This window comes from Bacillus sp. C-3-6, assembly GCF_054509685.1.
Genome location: NZ_CM137247.1, coordinates 778,122 through 794,860 on the forward strand (window position 1 = coordinate 778,122; position 16,739 = coordinate 794,860).

Consider the following 16,739-nt stretch of genomic DNA (forward strand, 5'->3'; position numbering starts at 1 on the left):
ATGTTAAACATTGGACCATTTTCATTTCATTCTAGACTGTTATTAGGAACAGGTAAATTCCCTGATTTTGACGTACAGCAAAAGGCAATTGACGTTTCTGAAGCTGAAATTTTAACGTTTGCAGTACGTCGTATGGATATCTTTGATGCAAAGCAACCTAATTTATTAGAGAAACTTGATGTGAAAAAATATACGTTATTACCAAATACAGCAGGGGCAAAAAACGCTGAAGAGGCTGTTCGTATTGCAAAATTAGCAAAAGCTTCTGGGCTTTGTGACATGATAAAGGTAGAAGTTATTGGTGATGATAGAACGTTATTACCGGATCCGGTAGAAACGTTAAAGGCATCTGAAATGTTACTGAAAGAAGGATTTATCGTACTTCCGTATACATCTGATGATGTTGTATTAGCACGTAAATTACAAGAGCTTGGCGTGCATGCGATTATGCCAGGAGCATCTCCAATCGGATCAGGACTTGGTATTGTAAATCCATTAAATTTGAGCTTCATTATTGAACAAGCGGCAGTACCAGTTATCGTTGATGCCGGTATTGGTAGCCCAGCTGATGCGGCATTTGCAATGGAATTAGGAGCAGATGGCGTGTTATTAAATACAGCTGTATCAGGAGCAAAAGATCCTATTAAAATGGCACAGGCAATGAAACTAAGTATTGAAGCAGGACGTTTAGGATTTGAAGCAGGTCGTATTGCACGTAAGCGCTGTGCAACTGCAAGTAGTCCTTTAGAAGGAATGAGCGTAGTTGAATAATCGATATTCTCGCCAAGAACTATTTTCTCCAATTGGAGCAGAAGGGCAGCAAAAGATAAGAGAAAAGCATGTACTTATTATCGGTGCAGGTGCATTAGGTAGTGCAAATGCAGAGATGTTTGTAAGAGCGGGTGTTGGCAAGATAACAATTGTTGACCGTGATTATGTAGATTGGAGTAATCTGCAAAGACAACAATTGTATGCAGAGAGCGACGTAAAGAATAATCTCCCAAAAGCTATAGCGGCTAAAAAACGTTTAGAAGAGATTAATAGCGATGTAACAATAAAAGCTCTCGTTCAAGATGTAACAGCTGAAGAGCTAGAAGAACTTGTTACAAACGTTGATGTAATTATTGATGCGACTGATAATTTCGAAATACGCTTTATTGTGAATGATATAGCACAAAAATATTCTATTCCATGGATTTACGGTGCATGTGTAGGTAGTTACGGTCTTTCTTACACAATCATTCCTAGTAAAACACCATGTTTATCATGTTTATTGCAGTCGATTCCGCTTGGCGGGGCAACATGTGATACAGCGGGTATTATATCACCTGCTGTATCTCTTGTCGTTTCTCATCAAGTAACAGAAGCTCTTAAACTGTTAGTAGAAGATTACGAATCACTTCGAGATGGGCTTGTATCGTTTGATATGTGGAAGAATGAGTATTCATGTATGAATGTGCAAAAGCTTCGCCAGCATAATTGTTCTTCATGCGGAGAGAATGCATTATATCCGTATTTAAATAAAGAGAACACATCAAAAACAGCAGTTTTATGCGGGCGAAATACAGTTCAAATTAGACCACCTCATAAAGAGGAAATGAATTTTGAACAATATAAAGAGTTGCTGGAAGGTCGCGTGAATGATTTAAATGTAAATCCATATTTACTATCATTTTCTGTTGAAGACAAGAGGTTAGTCGCCTTTAAAGATGGCCGTGTGCTCGTACATGGAACGAAAGATATAAGCGAAGCAAAAACGATTTATCATCGCTATTTTGGATAGAAAAGGATGAGTGGGATGAAAGTGAATAAAGCTTTAACAATTGCAGGGTCTGATAGCGGCGGCGGTGCTGGAATTCAGGCAGATTTAAAAACATTCCAAGAGCTTGGTGTATACGGAATGACGGCTATTACGGCAATTACTGCTCAAAACACGCTTGGCGTTCAAGGGGTATATCCTGTTCCGTTAGAAGGTATTACAGAACAGCTGAATTCAATTGGTACGGATTTAACACCAGATGCAGTGAAACTAGGAATGTTATTTAGTAGTGAAATAATTCAAATTGTTGCAGAACAAATTAAAAAATTTGGCTGGAATAATATTGTGCTAGATCCCGTTATGATCGCAAAAGGCGGTGCATCATTATTACAGCAAGAAGCAGTTCATGCATTAAAAGAATATTTATTACCAGTAGCAACCGTTATAACACCGAATGTTCCAGAAGCAGAAGTGTTAACTGGGATGGAGATTCATAATGTTGAAGATAGTAAGGAAGCTGCAAAAGTATTGCACGAATTAGGTGCTAAATATGTGCTTATGAAGGGCGGACATGCAGAATATCAAGGTAATGAAGTAATTGATTTCCTCTTTGATGGAGAAGAATTTATTGAGTTTAGAAGCGAGCGAATTCCTTCAAAGCAAACGCACGGAAGTGGGTGCACATTTGCTTCAGCGGTTACAGCAGGACTTGCGAAAGGATACTCAATTGAAGATGCTGTTCAAGAAGCAAAACGATTTATTAGTATAGCAATTGAAGAGCCATTGAATATTGGTAGTGGTCATGGACCGACGAATCATTTTGCGTATAAAGTGAATAGAACGCGTGTATAGATAAGTGAAAAGCCAGTTTTATAACTGGCTTTTTTTCTGTTTACTTTTTCAAAATACAGGAGTAATATATCAGCCAGAATATATTTTTTTGTAAACGCTGAGTCCAATTATATGGAGCGGAGGAACCAATTTGTGCAGTGTCACTAGGGGTGAATCTTTCAAATTTGAAAGTAGGGCTACTCTCAAAGCCCGAATCCGACAGCTAACTTCGTAAGCGTCTTGAGAGAGGACGGTGCCATGATGGATACATCACTTCATCGATCTGATTAGTATAGGGGAATATCAATCTATGTTTGATTTCTTTTATACTAAGGAGGATGAGGTACATGGAACTAACACTTATTTGTGTTGGAGAAGAAAGTAAGGTAAATAGTTTAAGAGATCTAGTTGCATTTCAACATGAGTTAGTTATTTTTACAGCAAATGAAGAGGTAGCGGCTGAAGTTAGGAATTGTGGGTTTGATTGGACTTATAGTTGTAGTAAGGAGCAGGATTTTACTAGTATTTGTGAGTGTATTAAGAAGGTCATTTTACTAGGGGATGAGCTTCCAATCGTTAGTTTCTTCACAGAACACATTCGTTTTTCTTTTCAAGCACCTATTACTGTTGTTACAAGGAATAAACGATATCCAGCGAGGCTCTATGAAACAATTGGAGCTAAGTTTGTCGTGTTTACAAATTGTGATAATATTTCTTTTTTATTTTTTGAATAGGGCGGGGGAAGAAATGATGAAGGTACTATTACTTGGAGATATAGCAAATCGTTGGGCAGTATCGGTAGAGCGAGTTCAAGAATTGGTCCAGATTGATCCCCTTTTTCCAGGGCCATATATTATATTACCATCAAAAGATGCTTTGTATTTAGAGATGGATATTACTGAGTATGAGCAGCTACATGCAGAATTGACACAAGTTTATATTCGTGGGAGAAATTTACGTGCATTTTTACGAGGAGAATAAAGGTTGAATAAAAAAGAGCGAATGCTGAGTGCAACAAGCTATGCACTTCATGTCATTCGCTCTTTTTATTTCATATTTAAAAGGTCATTTTTAAGAAAAGAAAAGAGAAATAAAGAAAATAGATGAAATAATAGTAATAATCTTCAATGTAAGCGTTTAAATGAATGTAAATATTATTATTTTCAGCAATTTCGCCCTTTACAAGTGAAATATAGAGGAGTATATTTACTCTCATAAATCATTCATAAAATTTCCAAAAAAACCTAAAATCGCTGAGTTCCAGAAATGGAGCGGGGGAACCAATTTTGTGCATCGTCACTTGGGGTGAATCTTTCAGTTTTGAAAGTAGGGCTACTCTTTAGGCCCGAATCCGACAGCTAACCTCGTAAGCGTTTAGAGAGGAGGTTTACTTTTTGTTGTTCATTTTTTGAACACTGAGTAGAGCTCAGTGTTCTTTTTTAATATTTAAATGGTAAATTTTAACAAAAAGAGAGGGATCGTTATGTTAGATGTTGTAATGGTCGGGATTTTTATTTTATTAGTTGCATCGATGGCAAGTCTTGCAAGTTGGTCAGATAAAGTTGTGAAAGAAGGAAAGCAATCATGATGATTGTCTTATCGGTTATTGTCGCAGCAATTACAGTGTATTTAGTGTATGCATTATTAAATCCAGAGAAGTTTTAATTAGGGGGAATTATTCATTATGATTTGGGTTGCAGTCATTATTACAATGCTCTTGTTTATTTTAGTAGCAAAGCCAACGGGGATTTATTTAGAAAAAGCTTTTCAAGGTAGCAAAACGTTAGATAAAGTATTCGGGCCTTTTGAAAAACTTATTTTTAAAATTACGGGTGTAAAAGCATACAATCAAACGTGGAAACAGTACGCATTATCATTAGTTTTATTAAATGGATTTATGATCGTTGTCGTATACTTCATTTTCAGATTACAAGGTGTGCTGCCACTAAATCCAGCGCATATTGAAGGGATGGAGCCTACGCTCGCTTTTAATACAGCAATTAGTTTTATGGCTGATACAAACTTACAGCATTATAGCGGTGAAAATGGTTTATCTTATTTATCACAATTAATCGGAATTACATTTTTAATGTTTGCGGCACCAGCAACGACATTAGCGCTCGTTATGGCTTTTATAAGAGGACTTGCTGGAAAAGAACTTGGTAACTTTTTCGTTGATTTTACGAGAGCGTTAACGAGAGTGTTTCTTCCTATCGCATTTATTGCGGCACTAGTTTTTGTCGCACTTGGCGTACCACAAACGTTAGATGGGGCGGTTACAGCACAAACGATTGAAGGTGCAAAGCAAAGTATTTTACGCGGACCTGTTGCATCATTCGTTTCCATTAAGGAACTTGGAAATAACGGCGGTGGATTTTTCGGAGCAAACTCTACGCATCCTTTCGAAAATCCAGGACAAATGAGTAATATTTTGCAAATGATGCTTATGATGTTATTACCAACAGCACTTCCATTTACGTACGGACGAATGGTCGGAAATAAAAAACAAGGCCGCATCCTTTTCGTGTCACTATTTATGGTATTTTTACTAGGGTTTATAACGATTACGACATCTGAACTAAACGGGAACCCGGCATTAAATGGAATGGGTATCGAACATGTACAAGGAAGTACAGAAGGGAAAGAAGTACGATTTGGAACAGTATTTTCTTCACTATACGCAACAGTAACGACAGCTGCTGAAACAGGCGCTGTTAATACGATGCATGATACGTTAACACCAATTGGTGGTCTAGTTCCCCTCGTAAATATGATGTTAAATACAGTGTATGGCGGAGTTGGAGCAGGCTTTGTAAACATTATTATGTATGCAATTATCGCGGTGTTTATATCTGGGTTAATGGTTGGACGGACACCAGAGTTTTTAGGTAAAAAGATTGAAGGTAAGGAAATGAAATTAATCGCAGTCACGATTTTATTTCATCCATTGCTCATTTTAGGATTTTCGGCATTAGCTCTTTCAACAAATTTAGGAACGGATGCTATTTCTCATTCCGGTTTCCACGGTTTAACACAAGTTGTATATGAATATACATCGTCAGCTGCGAATAACGGATCTGGATTTGAAGGATTAGGAGATAATACACCGTTTTGGAATATTACGACTGGTTTAGTTATGTTTTTAGGACGCTACTTCAGTTTAATTACGATGCTAGCTGTGGCAGCTTCGTTGAAAGAAAAAACGGTAGTGCCAGAAACAGTTGGAACGTTCCGTACAGATAATAGTTTATTTGGTGGCATCTTCATCGGAACGATTGTAATTGTCGGTGCATTAACATTTTTCCCGATGTTAGTACTCGGACCAATTGCAGAATTTCTTACATTGAAGTAATGGAGGGTAAATGATGAGACCGGTAGTAGTAAAAGAAAAACAATTAAATAAGTCACAAATACATGCTGTAGAAGATGAAGTTAGACAAGCGAAAACGATGGATCGTGATATCGTAACACATGCGATGAAACAATCCGTTGCGAAATTGAATCCGAAAGTCATGATAAAGAATCCGATTATGTTCGTTGTGGAAATTGGATTTATCATTACGTTCATTTTATCTTTTCTTCCAAGCAGTTCTAGTAGTATACCAGGATGGTTTAATATAACAGTTTCTCTCATTCTATTATTTACAGTTTTATTTGCGAATTTTGCAGAAGCATTAGCAGAAGGCCGTGGTAAAGCACAAGCCGATTCTTTAAAGCAGTCGAAGAAAGATGTGTTTGCAAATGTTGTAAAAGAAAATGGAGACATTGTCCAAGTTTCAGCAACTGATCTTAGAAAAGGTGACGTTGTTATCGTAAAACAAGGAGAAATGATTCCGAATGATGGCGAAGTAATCAAAGGATTAGCATCTGTAGATGAATCTGCAATTACAGGGGAATCAGCTCCTGTTATAAAAGAAGCAGGCGGTGATTTTTGTTCCGTAACAGGTGGAACGATGGTCGTAAGTGATGAAATTACAATTGTCATTACGAGTAATCCTGGTGAATCATTTATCGACAAAATGATTTCTTTAGTAGAAGGAGCTGCTCGTCAAAAAACGCCGAATGAGATTGCTTTAAATACAGTATTAACGAGCTTAACTCTTATTTTCTTGATCGTCGTTGTGACGTTGCCGATTTTTACAAATTATTTAGGTTTTCAAATTGATACAGCTGTACTCGTAGCATTGTTAGTATGTTTAATTCCAACGACAATTGGTGGTTTGCTATCAGCGATTGGTATTGCTGGGATGGACCGGGTGACAAAATTTAACGTGTTAGCGATGTCAGGGAAAGCAGTAGAAGCTGCGGGCGATATTAATACAATTATTTTAGATAAAACAGGTACAATTACTTTTGGAAACCGGATGGCTCATACATTATTGCCTGTAGGAAATGAAACGATTGAGCAAGTTGGAAAGTGGGCTGCTATTAGTTCTGTTTTAGATGAAACGCCAGAAGGTCGATCTGTTATCGAGTATGTGCAGGGAAAATCTATATCATATAATAGAGAACTTGCAGAACAAGGGGAGTTTGTTCCGTTTAAAGCAGAAACGAGAATGAGCGGTGTTGATTTACAAGACGGAACGAAAGTGAGAAAAGGTGCTGTCGGTGCTGTTATTGAATGGGTTGGGTCACAAGGTGGAACAATTCCGAAAGATGTAAATCAAAAAGCAGACTTAATTTCAAAAGAGGGCGGAACACCACTTGTAGTTGCAGTAGATAATCGTATTTACGGTTTAATTTATTTAAAGGATACAGTAAAACCGGGTATGCGTGAGCGTTTTGAACAGTTGCGTCAAATGGGGATTAAAACGGTTATGTGTACAGGTGATAATCCGTTAACAGCAGCAACGATTGCAAAAGAAGCAGGAGTAGATGAATTCGTTGCCGAGTGTAGACCAGAAGATAAAATTGCGGTTATTAAAGCAGAGCAAGATAAAGGGAAACTTGTAGCGATGACAGGTGATGGTACAAATGATGCTCCGGCATTAGCACAGGCTGACGTTGGATTAGCGATGAATAGTGGTACGACAGCTGCGAAAGAAGCAGCAAATATGATTGATTTAGACTCGAATCCAACGAAAATTATTGAGGTTGTAGGAATTGGTAAGCAATTGTTAATGACACGTGGTGCATTGACGACATTTAGTATTGCGAATGATATAGCGAAATATTTTGCAATTATTCCAGCAATGTTTACACTTGCGATTCCGCAAATGGAAGCACTAAACATAATGAAGTTAACATCACCACTGTCAGCGATTTTATCAGCATTAATATTTAACGCTGTTATTATTCCATTACTCATTCCGTTAGCGATGAAAGGTATTGCATATAAACCGATGAGTTCTAATGCATTGCTTAGCCGAAACTTACTTATTTATGGGCTTGGCGGAGTTATCGTTCCGTTCATTGGAATTAAAGTAATTGATATAATTGTCGGCTTGTTCATATAAGGAAGAGGGGAAAAAGATGGAAAAGAAACAAAGTATACTATCACCAATTATCCGTATTACTTTTACATTTCTAGTGTTGTGTGGACTTGTATATCCACTTATTGTTACTGGTATTGCACAAGCCGTGATGAAGGATAATGCGGATGGAAGTCTAATATATAATGATAAAAATGAAGTGATTGGTTCTAAATTAATCGGGCAAAACTTCACGGATCCACGTTATTTTCAAGGGCGTGTTTCTAGTATTGAATATAAGGCTGAAGCATCTGGTTCAAATAACTATGCACCATCTAATCCAGATTTAGAGAAACGAGTAGAGAAAAGTATTGAAGAGTGGAAGAAACAAAATCCGAGCGTTCCAGTAACAGAAGTACCTATAGATTTAGTGACAAATTCAGGTTCAGGGCTTGATCCTGATATTAGTCCAAAGGCGGCCTCGGTGCAGGTGGATCGCATTTCAAAATTAACGAATATTTCGAAAGAAAAACTTAATCAATTGATTAAAGATCAAACAGAAGGTGCTGCACTTGGTTTATTTGGAGAAGATCGAGTGAATGTCTTAAAGCTAAATTTAGCATTACAAAAATTAATGAAATAGTAACAGTGCTACCTCAATCTAACGGATTGAGGTAGCGTTGTTTCGAATGAAAGGTAGTGTTTATTTTGTATGCAGATGATTATGAATCGAAGTTTCAAAGGCGAACGCCAGAGGAATATTTAGAATATATTCGTCAGCAAAATCGCGGAAAGTTAAAGTTATATGTAGGAGCAGCTCCAGGCGTAGGAAAAAGTTATAAAATGCTCTTTGATGCAAGGGAAATGAAAAAAGATGGAATTGATATTGTAATTGGTTTAATTGAAACGCATGGAAGAAAAGAGACGGAAGAAGCAATTGCTGATTTAGAAAAAGTTCCTTTGAAAGAAATACAGTATAAAGGAAAGGTATTTTATGAGCTTGATGTGGAAGGAATAAAAAAACGCGCGCCGCAAGTAGTCGTAGTGGATGAACTTGCGCATAGTAATGTTCCTGGTTCTAAGCATAAAAAACGTTATATGGATGTGCAGGAATTGTTAGAGGCTGGTATATCGGTATTATCAGCTTTTAATATTCAACATTTAGAAAGTGTTCATGATATTGTAGCTCAAATTACGAATGTAAAAGTAAGAGAACGAGTTCCAGATTTTATTTTACAAAAAGCAAATGAAATTCAGCTCGTTGATGCAACACCGGAAGTACTTCGGAAGAGGTTAATAGACGGAAAGATATATAAAGAAGAAAAAATTCAGCAAAGCTTACAAAATTTCTTTACGCTTAATAATTTAGGAGCACTTAGGGAATTATCACTTCGCGAGGTTGCCGATGATATGGACGAGAAAATTAGCCAAACAGTAATAGAACCAATTGGCGTAAAAGAAAAAATTCTTGTTTGTGTACAATACAGTTCAACAGCGGAGAAATTAATAAGACGGGGATGGCGCATGGCTGATCGGTTAAATGCTGAATTGTATGTATTAAATGTTGAAAGAGAAAATATAGACTCTCTTTCAGCTGGTAAAAAACAAACAATTGAAGAGTGGAAGACGCTCACGAATCAATTTGATGCAAGTTTTGTATTAGAAGAAGCAAAGGGAAGAAAGCCAGCAGATGTTATTATTGAAGTGGCAAAAAGATTACAGGTGACGCAAATTTTACTTGGACAATCGGCTAGAACAAGGTGGGAAGAAATACGAAAAGGCTCTATTGTAAATGAAATTATGAGACAAACAAAGTATATTGATATTCATATTGTTGCGGATCAAAGAGGATAAATAGAGCCGACCTTTTTGGGGGCTCTATTTTGCTTTTTGTACAGAATGAAAACTTAGCATTTTCATTGCATATAAGATTACAAGTAAAAACATAATTGCGCCTAGGAAGAAAATCCAAAAGTAATTTTGGTTAAATAAAAGAAATCCACCTATAAGTGGCCCTGTGCCCATACCAAGATAGCGGATGAAGTTGTACATACCGATAGCTGTTGCACGTTCTTGCACGAATTCTTCTGTTAATAAAGTAGTGTGAGTTGGCATAGAAAGTCCCATACTAAAACCGTACAAAGATGTAACGATAATGATGAATGGGATATTGATGTTATATATGAAAGAGAATAAAAAGACACATATAATATTGAAGTAACTCGTAATAAATAAAGTTTGCTTTGTTGTGAGGCGTTTTTGCAAAAACTTGTAGCAAAAACTTCCTAGCATGATAGAAAGAGACATTGGTACAAACATAAGACCAATTTCACTTGCAGCTAGATAAAATGAATTTGCTAAAATGCTCGGTAAAAAAACGAGAAAGCAAAAGTAAATACAAAATTGAATGAAGCCAATAAGAGTAATAGAAAATCCAGTTTTATTTTTTAAGATAAGAGAGTAGTTCTTTTGTGCTTTAGACTGCTTAATTACATTTGGCTTTGTTTCTGGAAGTAGTGAAATGTTTATAATTAATAAGATAATGCCAAGTGTAGATAAAAAGAGAAATACAGATAAGTGACCATTTATACTGCCAAGAAATCCACCTATGAGAGGAGCCATTGCAGGTGCGAGGGCAAGTAACATTTGGTATAGGCTCATCGCTTCTCCGCGTTCTTTTCCTTCAAATAAATCGCCGATAATCGTTGCTGAAACTACAGGTATAGCCGCTATTCCTATAGCTTGAACAGCTCTAAAAAAGAGAAATAAATAAATGTTTGCCGAAAAAGCACATCCGATTGAACCAATTGTACTAATGACTAAACTAGGGATAAGGACAGATTTTCTCCCTTTTGTATCAATTAAAGGTCCATATACGAGCTGCATAATTGCAAGAATGAATGTGAAAAGTGAAACTGTTACATTTACAAGATAAAGAGAAGTGTGAAAAGAATTTTGAATCATCGGTAAGATAGGTGTGTAAATATTTTGAGCGAAGGAACCGAGTAAGGCACTAATACAGACAACATATAAAATGAAAGTTAGTTTAGATTTTTTCATCTTGTTAACCTCCTTGTATTTTTGGTTTCCTTGGAAACTAAATTTATTTTAACATGATTTTCTCACTTGTAAAGATGAAAAAATAATTTTAAAATGGTATATAGTTAAATTGTTTCTTTGGAAACTTAGGAGGCGAACGGATTGAAGCATACAACGAAGCAAATGGAAATACTGTCGGACATTCGTACACTTTTGCATAAAAAAGAAGAACATTTAAAACGACAAAACGAGAAGTTTCTTCGTGAGACAGGTGTAAGTAGTATGTCTTTATCTGAGTTACATGTAATCGAATGTATCGGAAAAAATGGTTTGATGAATGTAACGGCAATTACGACAGAAATGGGCATGACGAAGGGAGCAATCTCTAAAATTTGTACGAAGTTGTTTCAAAAGCAATTCGTTGAGAAGATGCAAATGTTAGATAATCAAAAAGAAATCTTCTTCAGCTTAACGGAAAGCGGAAATGAAATATATAAAGCTCATGAAAAATTGCATAAGCAAGCTGAAGAAAAGTGGTTGTTACTTTTAGATGGATATACGAAAGAAGAGCAAGACTTTATTCAAAGGTTTATAAAGGATGTCTCCGATCATTTGGAAATATAATTGGAAGAAAAAACTCCTTTTTCTCAAGTCTTTTAAATATAATTTCTGAAAGAACTCATATATAATAGAAAAAGATACTTAACATGGTGAATAATTAAAGAGTCAATATATATAGAGGAGAGAGTAACATGCTTGAAAATACGGGGTTAGTATTAGAAGGCGGCGGTATGCGTGGTGTATATACGGGTGGGATATTAGAATACTTTATGGAACAAGATTTATATTTTCCATATGTAATCGGTGTATCAGCTGGTGCTTGTCATGCAGCGTCGTATCTTTCCAGACAAAGAAATAGAAATAAAACGGTCAATATTGATTATGCATCACATCCGAAATATTTGTCGTATAAAAACTTATGGAGAAAACGTCAGCTATTTGATATGGATTTCATTTTTCATGAAATTCCAGAAAAGCATGTTCCGTTTGATTTTGAAACATACTTTAATAGCCCAGAACGTTTCCTTGTAGGAACGACGGATTGTGAAACTGGACAATCTGTTTATTTTGAGAAAGAAGGAACGAATGATGATGCACTAAATTTATTACAAGCGTCTAGTTCATTGCCTTTCATTGCACCAGTAGTAAATTATCGTGGTAAGCAGTTATTAGATGGCGGGATTTCTGATCCAATTCCAGTTCGTAAAGCACAGGAAGATGGATTTAAAAAATCAGTCGTTATTTTAACGAGAAATCATGGTTACGCGAAGAAAAAATCAAAATTCGGATGGATTGCAGGAAAAGCTTATAAAAAATATCCGAATCTTGTTAACACGATGTTGAATCGTTATGAAGTGTATAATGAAACACTTCACTATATTGAAAAAGAAGAGCAAGCTGGTAATTTATTTGTTATTCGCCCAGAAGTGCCGCTTCAAGTAGATCGTATGGAAAAAGATACAGCAAAACTACAAAATTTATACGAGCAAGGCTATGAAGATGCAAAGAGACAGTTTGCAGATTTGCAGGCGTTTTTGCAAAAATAAATATTAGGCTGTGGAGATGGAGTTCTCTGCAGTCTTTTTATTATTGGTTTCAATACCGAATGTTGGTTATACACGTTTTTAGATTATGGTATAATATGGATAAAAGTATGTGGAGAGGTGATACATATGGAAAATGTATATAAAGGGCTTAGACATACTGGATTTATCATGATGCTTATTTTTGGGGGTGTATTTTTACTTCGCTGGTTTATTCATGATGAAATGTTATTAGATCAACTTATTGGTTTTAGTGTGGGCATAGTAATGGTTATTTCATCAGTTTTCATTCAAAAGTATAGTAAAGAATTACAGGTGAATGAGAAATATTAATAATTTTTAACTGCTGTTATCTTTTTCATAGTTTAGTAATCGTGGAGGCTTTCGGGTGATTGTTGCAAAGGGAAAAGAGAGCATCGAATTCGATGCTCTCTTTTTATTTACGCTTCTTTTTAATAAATGAAAAGGCTAAAGCTGTAATTAAAATGCTGCCTTTAATAATATCTTGTGCATAATAAGGAACGTTCATCATTGTGAGTCCATTTAATATAATTCCAATTAATACCGAGCCGAGGAATGTTCCGACTATATTTGGTTTCTTGGCACCGAACATTGCGTAACCGATATAGGCAGCTGCGACTGCATCCATTAATAATGGAGCACCAGCTGAAACTTGTCCTGTTCCAACGCGGCTGCATAGAATAATGCCGCCAATAGAAGCTAGTAAACCACTAATCATATAAGCATATACACGGTAACGATCAGTAGGAATACCGGCTAATCTAGCAGCTTCTCGATTCCCACCAGTCATATAAAAGAAACGACCGTACGTTGTTTTTTCTAAAAATAGATGTGCAATTAAAACGACAGTAAGCATGATAATGACAGGGACTGGAATTCCTAAGACGGAACCTTGACCGATAAATAAAAAAGATGGAATAAAATGTCCTGTTGCACCGGACATTCCTTCATAAATTGAAGATCCTTTTGAAAATGTTAAGTGTAGTCCATTGACGATATACATGATACTTAATGTAGCTAGTAAATCGGGTAGTTTAATTCGGATAACGAGTAGTGCATTTAATAATCCAACTAATAACCCGCAAAGAATAGGAACAAGGAGTGTGACTAATAGTTCTTGTCGATATAAAACGAGACAAGAAGCAGCTGCAATTGTTGCTAAACTAGCGGTAGAGCCGACTGATAAATCAAACCCATCTACAATCAATGTAAAGGTAACGCCGATTGCAAGTAACGTTACGATGGAAATAGAACGTAAAATATCACTAATATTGTTATATGTTAAAAAAGAATCATTGACGATAGAGAAAAAAATTGTAACACCTATAATAATAGCAATTGTACTAAATTGATAAAAAAGATGAGTAGGTAAATATAGTTTCTTAGTTTTCGTTTTATGAACGAGATTCAATGGAATAGCTCCCTTCAGATAAATGTAAAAGCTGTTCAGGAGATAGTTCGCTTGGTAAGTATTCACCTACAAATTCTCCGTTTGCCAGTATAAGAATGCGATCAGCGATATGCAACGCTTCATCTTGTTCTCCTGTGAAATAAATTACGGAACTTCCGTTTTCTGTAATGTTGCGAATGAATTGAAAAATGTCTTGTTTCGCAGCGATGTCTACACCTTTAGTTGGCTCGTCTAAAAGAAATAGATTAGGTTTGAATCCACTCCACTTTGCAATTGAGACTTTTTGTTGATTTCCACCGCTAAGTGAATGAATAAGTGCCTTTGGCTCATTTGGTGAAATACCGAAAGAAGAAATTGCTGTAGTAGCATCATTTAATTCGGTTTGTTTTCGTTTCCAACCTGATTGATGTAAATTTGTGTGATTTATAATATCTTCCGAAAGAAATACGCCTTGTTTTCTTCTTTCTTCTGGTACAAGTGCGATTTTCGCTTTAATCGCATCTCGTGGTGTTTTAATCGTTAGTTTTTGACCGTCTATTTCTGCGTGATAAGTATGACGAGCACCAAATAACGTTTCAGCAAGTGTTGTTTTTCCACTTCCAATTAATCCGTATATCACAACAGTTTCTCCTTTTCGTATTGTAAGAGTAAGGGGAGAATGACCTTCGTGTAATAGAAGCTCTTGTACTTTAAATAGTTCCTCGCTCCCGGTTTTTGGTGCTGTATTAATAGGAAGTGTAAGTTGTTTTCCAGTCATTGCTTCCACAATTTGTTGATCTGTAATCGTTGTAATGGTTTCAGAAAGGGCAACTTGACCATTATGTAATACAGTTACATCATCCGCGAAATTTCGAATCTCTGATAAACGATGAGAAACTAAAAGGATGCCAATTCCTTTTGATGTTAAATCTTTTAATAGTTTCCCAAAGGTTTCAACTTCTTTTGGTCCAAGAGAAGAAGTAGGTTCATCTAATAAAAGGTAATTTGTATTGTTAGATAAAGTTCTTGCGATAAGAAGTAATTGTTTTTCATGTAATGAACAGTTTGAAACATCTTCCGAAACATTTAAATTTACCTGTACAGTTTGCAAATGTTGTTTAGCAAGTGCGACTAATTTGGACTTTGAAAATAGTACTTTATTTTGCATTGCTAAATGATCGATTAGTACATTTTCTAATACAGATAATCCGGGAATAAGCCCGTGATCTACTTCTTGTGTTACGAAAGAAATGCCATGCTTTTTTGCATCGCGCGGTGAAGTAAAGGAAACAGACTGAGTATCAATTTTTATATCGCCAACAACTGGTTGAATTTCACCAGTTGCTATTTTTAGTAAAGTACTTTTTCCCGCACCGTTCATGCCTAGTAAAGCGTGTACTTTTCCTTTTTGAATATGAATAGAAACATCTTCTAGAACAGGTGTAGTGACATGATAAGAATGTGTAATGTTTTGAAGAGAGAACGTCATCATTTTTTCTCCTTCTCTAATTTTTTCATCCAAGGGGAATATGCATCTTTTGAGTCTCCCCAACCGTTTATATATTTTGATAACTGATCCATTGTTATATTTTCTTTTGGTAAACTATTTTTCTTTACTAAATAAGGTTCTAGTGAATAAATATCTGGCGTTTGTTCACCAGCGATTTTTTTGTATAAAAATCGTACTTGAACCTTACCTACTTCAGCTGGATCAGTTGCAGCTGTAGCAGTCCAAGGTGAGTTTTCTTTTTGCATGAGCTGTAAATCTTCATTGCTTAAGTCAATGCCATATACTTTTATATCTGTACGACCAGCTTGTTCAAGTGCTTTAACAGCCCCTTTAGCAAACTCATCCCACGAAGCGAAAATAGCTTGTAAATCGCCTTTTTTCGGATATTTCTTTAGTAAAGCTTCTACTTGTGTTTGTGTATCGAGCGGTGTGTTATTACTAGCAGTACCGAATCTTGCAACTTCTTTTATATTTGGATACCGTTTATAAAAAGCATCAATGATAACATTGCGACGTTCCATTGGAGCAAATCCGCCGACCCATACAACTGCGATATTTCCTTGTCCATTCAAATCTTCCGCTAACGTTTTTAATGATTTCCATGCAAGACTATAGTCATCTTGATCAATAATTGTCACACCTGGCAAGCGTAGATCGTTATCGAACGCAACTACGGGAATGTTCGCCTGTAACGCTTTTTCTACTCCAGGTTTTAGTGCTTCAGAACGGCCATGATCAATTAAAATACCATCCACTTTTGAATTAATAGCAGTATCTAAATTTGCAGCCATTTTTGCTAAATCGTTATCAGAATTGTAGACTTGTACACTGCCGCCAAATAGCTCAACTTGTTTTTTGACACCCTCAATATATTGAGAGGAAAAAGTTCCGATGGACATTTGCATAATTAATGCGATTTTTAATGGCTTCTTCATTTGGCTTGGAATTTCTGTTTGTAATTGATTTTCTACCGTTGTAGTCGCCTTTCTCACAGTTTGTTGCTTTTGTGAAGAGATAGCATCTTGTTCATTTGTACAAGCCGCTAATGTAAATAAGAGAAAAATAAGTACGATGGAACATAATTTTTTCATAAAAAAATCCCTCCTAAACTAAAAAGAGAGAGGAGGGAGTGAAAATAAAAAACGCCTTTTCATATAGAAAAGACGCCTTATCA

At 36.1% G+C, this 16,739-nt stretch carries 19 protein-coding genes and 2 riboswitches; of the genes, 15 read left to right on the forward strand and 4 right to left on the reverse strand.

Annotation, left to right across the window (positions count from 1 at the left end):
* The 12 genes from thiG (at window position 1) to kdpDN (ending at window position 9,855) form a co-directional block, all read left to right on the forward strand.
* Window positions 1-771, forward strand: coding sequence for a thiazole synthase (thiG, locus tag ACW0JX_RS03955; protein WP_075717580.1), 771 nt, complete (start codon window positions 1-3; stop codon window positions 769-771).
* Entirely contained in the window at window positions 764-1,783 is a 1,020-nt protein-coding gene (thiF, locus tag ACW0JX_RS03960) for a thiazole biosynthesis adenylyltransferase ThiF (protein WP_423118068.1), read from the forward strand. The genes thiG and thiF overlap by 8 nt, the downstream gene beginning before the upstream one ends.
* Before the next feature lie 15 nt (window positions 1,784-1,798).
* Window positions 1,799-2,611: a bifunctional hydroxymethylpyrimidine kinase/phosphomethylpyrimidine kinase gene (gene thiD / locus ACW0JX_RS03965; protein ID WP_029441655.1), complete on the forward strand. Its 813-nt coding sequence runs from the start codon at window positions 1,799-1,801 to the stop codon at window positions 2,609-2,611.
* Between the two features lie 85 nt (window positions 2,612-2,696).
* Window positions 2,697-2,844: riboswitch (cyclic di-AMP (ydaO/yuaA leader) on the forward strand.
* A gap of 93 nt (window positions 2,845-2,937) precedes the next feature.
* Window positions 2,938-3,324 (forward strand): hypothetical protein, encoded by a 387-nt coding sequence (locus tag ACW0JX_RS03970; protein WP_000424087.1) that lies wholly within the window; start codon window positions 2,938-2,940, stop codon window positions 3,322-3,324.
* Window positions 3,325-3,337: 13 nt separating this feature from the next.
* Entirely contained in the window at window positions 3,338-3,571 is a 234-nt protein-coding gene (locus ACW0JX_RS03975; protein ID WP_002025339.1) for a hypothetical protein, read from the forward strand.
* 3 nt (window positions 3,572-3,574) lie between these two features.
* Window positions 3,575-3,697 (forward strand): hypothetical protein, encoded by a 123-nt coding sequence (locus ACW0JX_RS03980; protein WP_001034421.1) that lies wholly within the window; start codon window positions 3,575-3,577, stop codon window positions 3,695-3,697.
* A gap of 134 nt (window positions 3,698-3,831) precedes the next feature.
* Window positions 3,832-3,977: riboswitch (cyclic di-AMP (ydaO/yuaA leader) on the forward strand.
* A 96-nt stretch (window positions 3,978-4,073) separates the two neighbouring features.
* The gene (locus ACW0JX_RS03985) at window positions 4,074-4,178 is read left to right on the forward strand and encodes a SipW-dependent-type signal peptide-containing protein (RefSeq protein WP_000887894.1); all 105 of its coding nucleotides are present in this window, start codon (window positions 4,074-4,076) and stop codon (window positions 4,176-4,178) included.
* Window positions 4,178-4,255, forward strand: coding sequence for a K(+)-transporting ATPase subunit F (kdpF, locus tag ACW0JX_RS03990; protein WP_223153441.1), 78 nt, complete (start codon window positions 4,178-4,180; stop codon window positions 4,253-4,255). The genes ACW0JX_RS03985 and kdpF overlap by 1 nt, the downstream gene beginning before the upstream one ends.
* A gap of 19 nt (window positions 4,256-4,274) precedes the next feature.
* Window positions 4,275-5,942: a potassium-transporting ATPase subunit KdpA gene (gene kdpA / locus ACW0JX_RS03995; RefSeq protein ID WP_000638330.1), complete on the forward strand. Its 1,668-nt coding sequence runs from the start codon at window positions 4,275-4,277 to the stop codon at window positions 5,940-5,942.
* Between the two features lie 13 nt (window positions 5,943-5,955).
* Window positions 5,956-8,046 (forward strand): potassium-transporting ATPase subunit KdpB, encoded by a 2,091-nt coding sequence (gene kdpB, locus ACW0JX_RS04000; protein ID WP_428880001.1) that lies wholly within the window; start codon window positions 5,956-5,958, stop codon window positions 8,044-8,046.
* A gap of 16 nt (window positions 8,047-8,062) precedes the next feature.
* Entirely contained in the window at window positions 8,063-8,644 is a 582-nt protein-coding gene (gene kdpC / locus ACW0JX_RS04005; protein ID WP_075719630.1) for a K(+)-transporting ATPase subunit C, read from the forward strand.
* A gap of 56 nt (window positions 8,645-8,700) precedes the next feature.
* A complete protein-coding gene (gene kdpDN / locus ACW0JX_RS04010) occupies window positions 8,701-9,855 on the forward strand; it encodes a KdpD-like non-kinase potassium sensor (protein WP_459245384.1) in 1,155 nt (384 codons plus the stop codon).
* A 24-nt stretch (window positions 9,856-9,879) separates the two neighbouring features.
* Here kdpDN and ACW0JX_RS04015 read toward each other — a convergent pair whose 3' ends face one another.
* Window positions 9,880-11,061: an MFS transporter gene (locus ACW0JX_RS04015; protein WP_053565210.1), complete on the reverse strand. Its 1,182-nt coding sequence runs from the start codon at window positions 11,059-11,061 to the stop codon at window positions 9,880-9,882.
* 141 nt (window positions 11,062-11,202) lie between these two features.
* On the opposite strand from ACW0JX_RS04015, the gene ACW0JX_RS04020 reads away from it, so the two are divergent.
* The 3 genes from ACW0JX_RS04020 (at window position 11,203) to ACW0JX_RS04030 (ending at window position 12,977) form a co-directional block, all read left to right on the forward strand.
* Window positions 11,203-11,664, forward strand: a complete 462-nt coding sequence (locus ACW0JX_RS04020) for a MarR family transcriptional regulator (protein WP_088022289.1) — start codon at window positions 11,203-11,205, stop codon at window positions 11,662-11,664.
* A 128-nt stretch (window positions 11,665-11,792) separates the two neighbouring features.
* The gene (locus tag ACW0JX_RS04025) at window positions 11,793-12,647 is read left to right on the forward strand and encodes a patatin-like phospholipase family protein (RefSeq protein WP_000892676.1); all 855 of its coding nucleotides are present in this window, start codon (window positions 11,793-11,795) and stop codon (window positions 12,645-12,647) included.
* Window positions 12,648-12,773: 126 nt separating this feature from the next.
* Window positions 12,774-12,977 (forward strand): hypothetical protein, encoded by a 204-nt coding sequence (locus tag ACW0JX_RS04030; RefSeq protein ID WP_095691386.1) that lies wholly within the window; start codon window positions 12,774-12,776, stop codon window positions 12,975-12,977.
* A 103-nt stretch (window positions 12,978-13,080) separates the two neighbouring features.
* Here the strand turns inward: ACW0JX_RS04030 and ACW0JX_RS04035 are convergent, their stop codons facing one another.
* The 3 genes from ACW0JX_RS04035 to ACW0JX_RS04045 are packed head-to-tail and all read right to left on the reverse strand — an operon-like array spanning window position 13,081 to window position 16,656.
* The gene (locus tag ACW0JX_RS04035) at window positions 13,081-14,076 is read right to left on the reverse strand and encodes an ABC transporter permease (RefSeq protein WP_001054980.1); all 996 of its coding nucleotides are present in this window, start codon (window positions 14,074-14,076) and stop codon (window positions 13,081-13,083) included.
* Window positions 14,060-15,547: a sugar ABC transporter ATP-binding protein gene (locus ACW0JX_RS04040; protein ID WP_459245385.1), complete on the reverse strand. Its 1,488-nt coding sequence runs from the start codon at window positions 15,545-15,547 to the stop codon at window positions 14,060-14,062. Before ACW0JX_RS04040 ends, ACW0JX_RS04035 begins: the two co-directional genes overlap by 17 nt.
* Entirely contained in the window at window positions 15,544-16,656 is a 1,113-nt protein-coding gene (locus ACW0JX_RS04045) for a sugar ABC transporter substrate-binding protein (protein WP_016082779.1), read from the reverse strand. The genes ACW0JX_RS04040 and ACW0JX_RS04045 overlap by 4 nt, the downstream gene beginning before the upstream one ends.
* Window positions 16,657-16,739 lie beyond the last annotated feature (83 nt).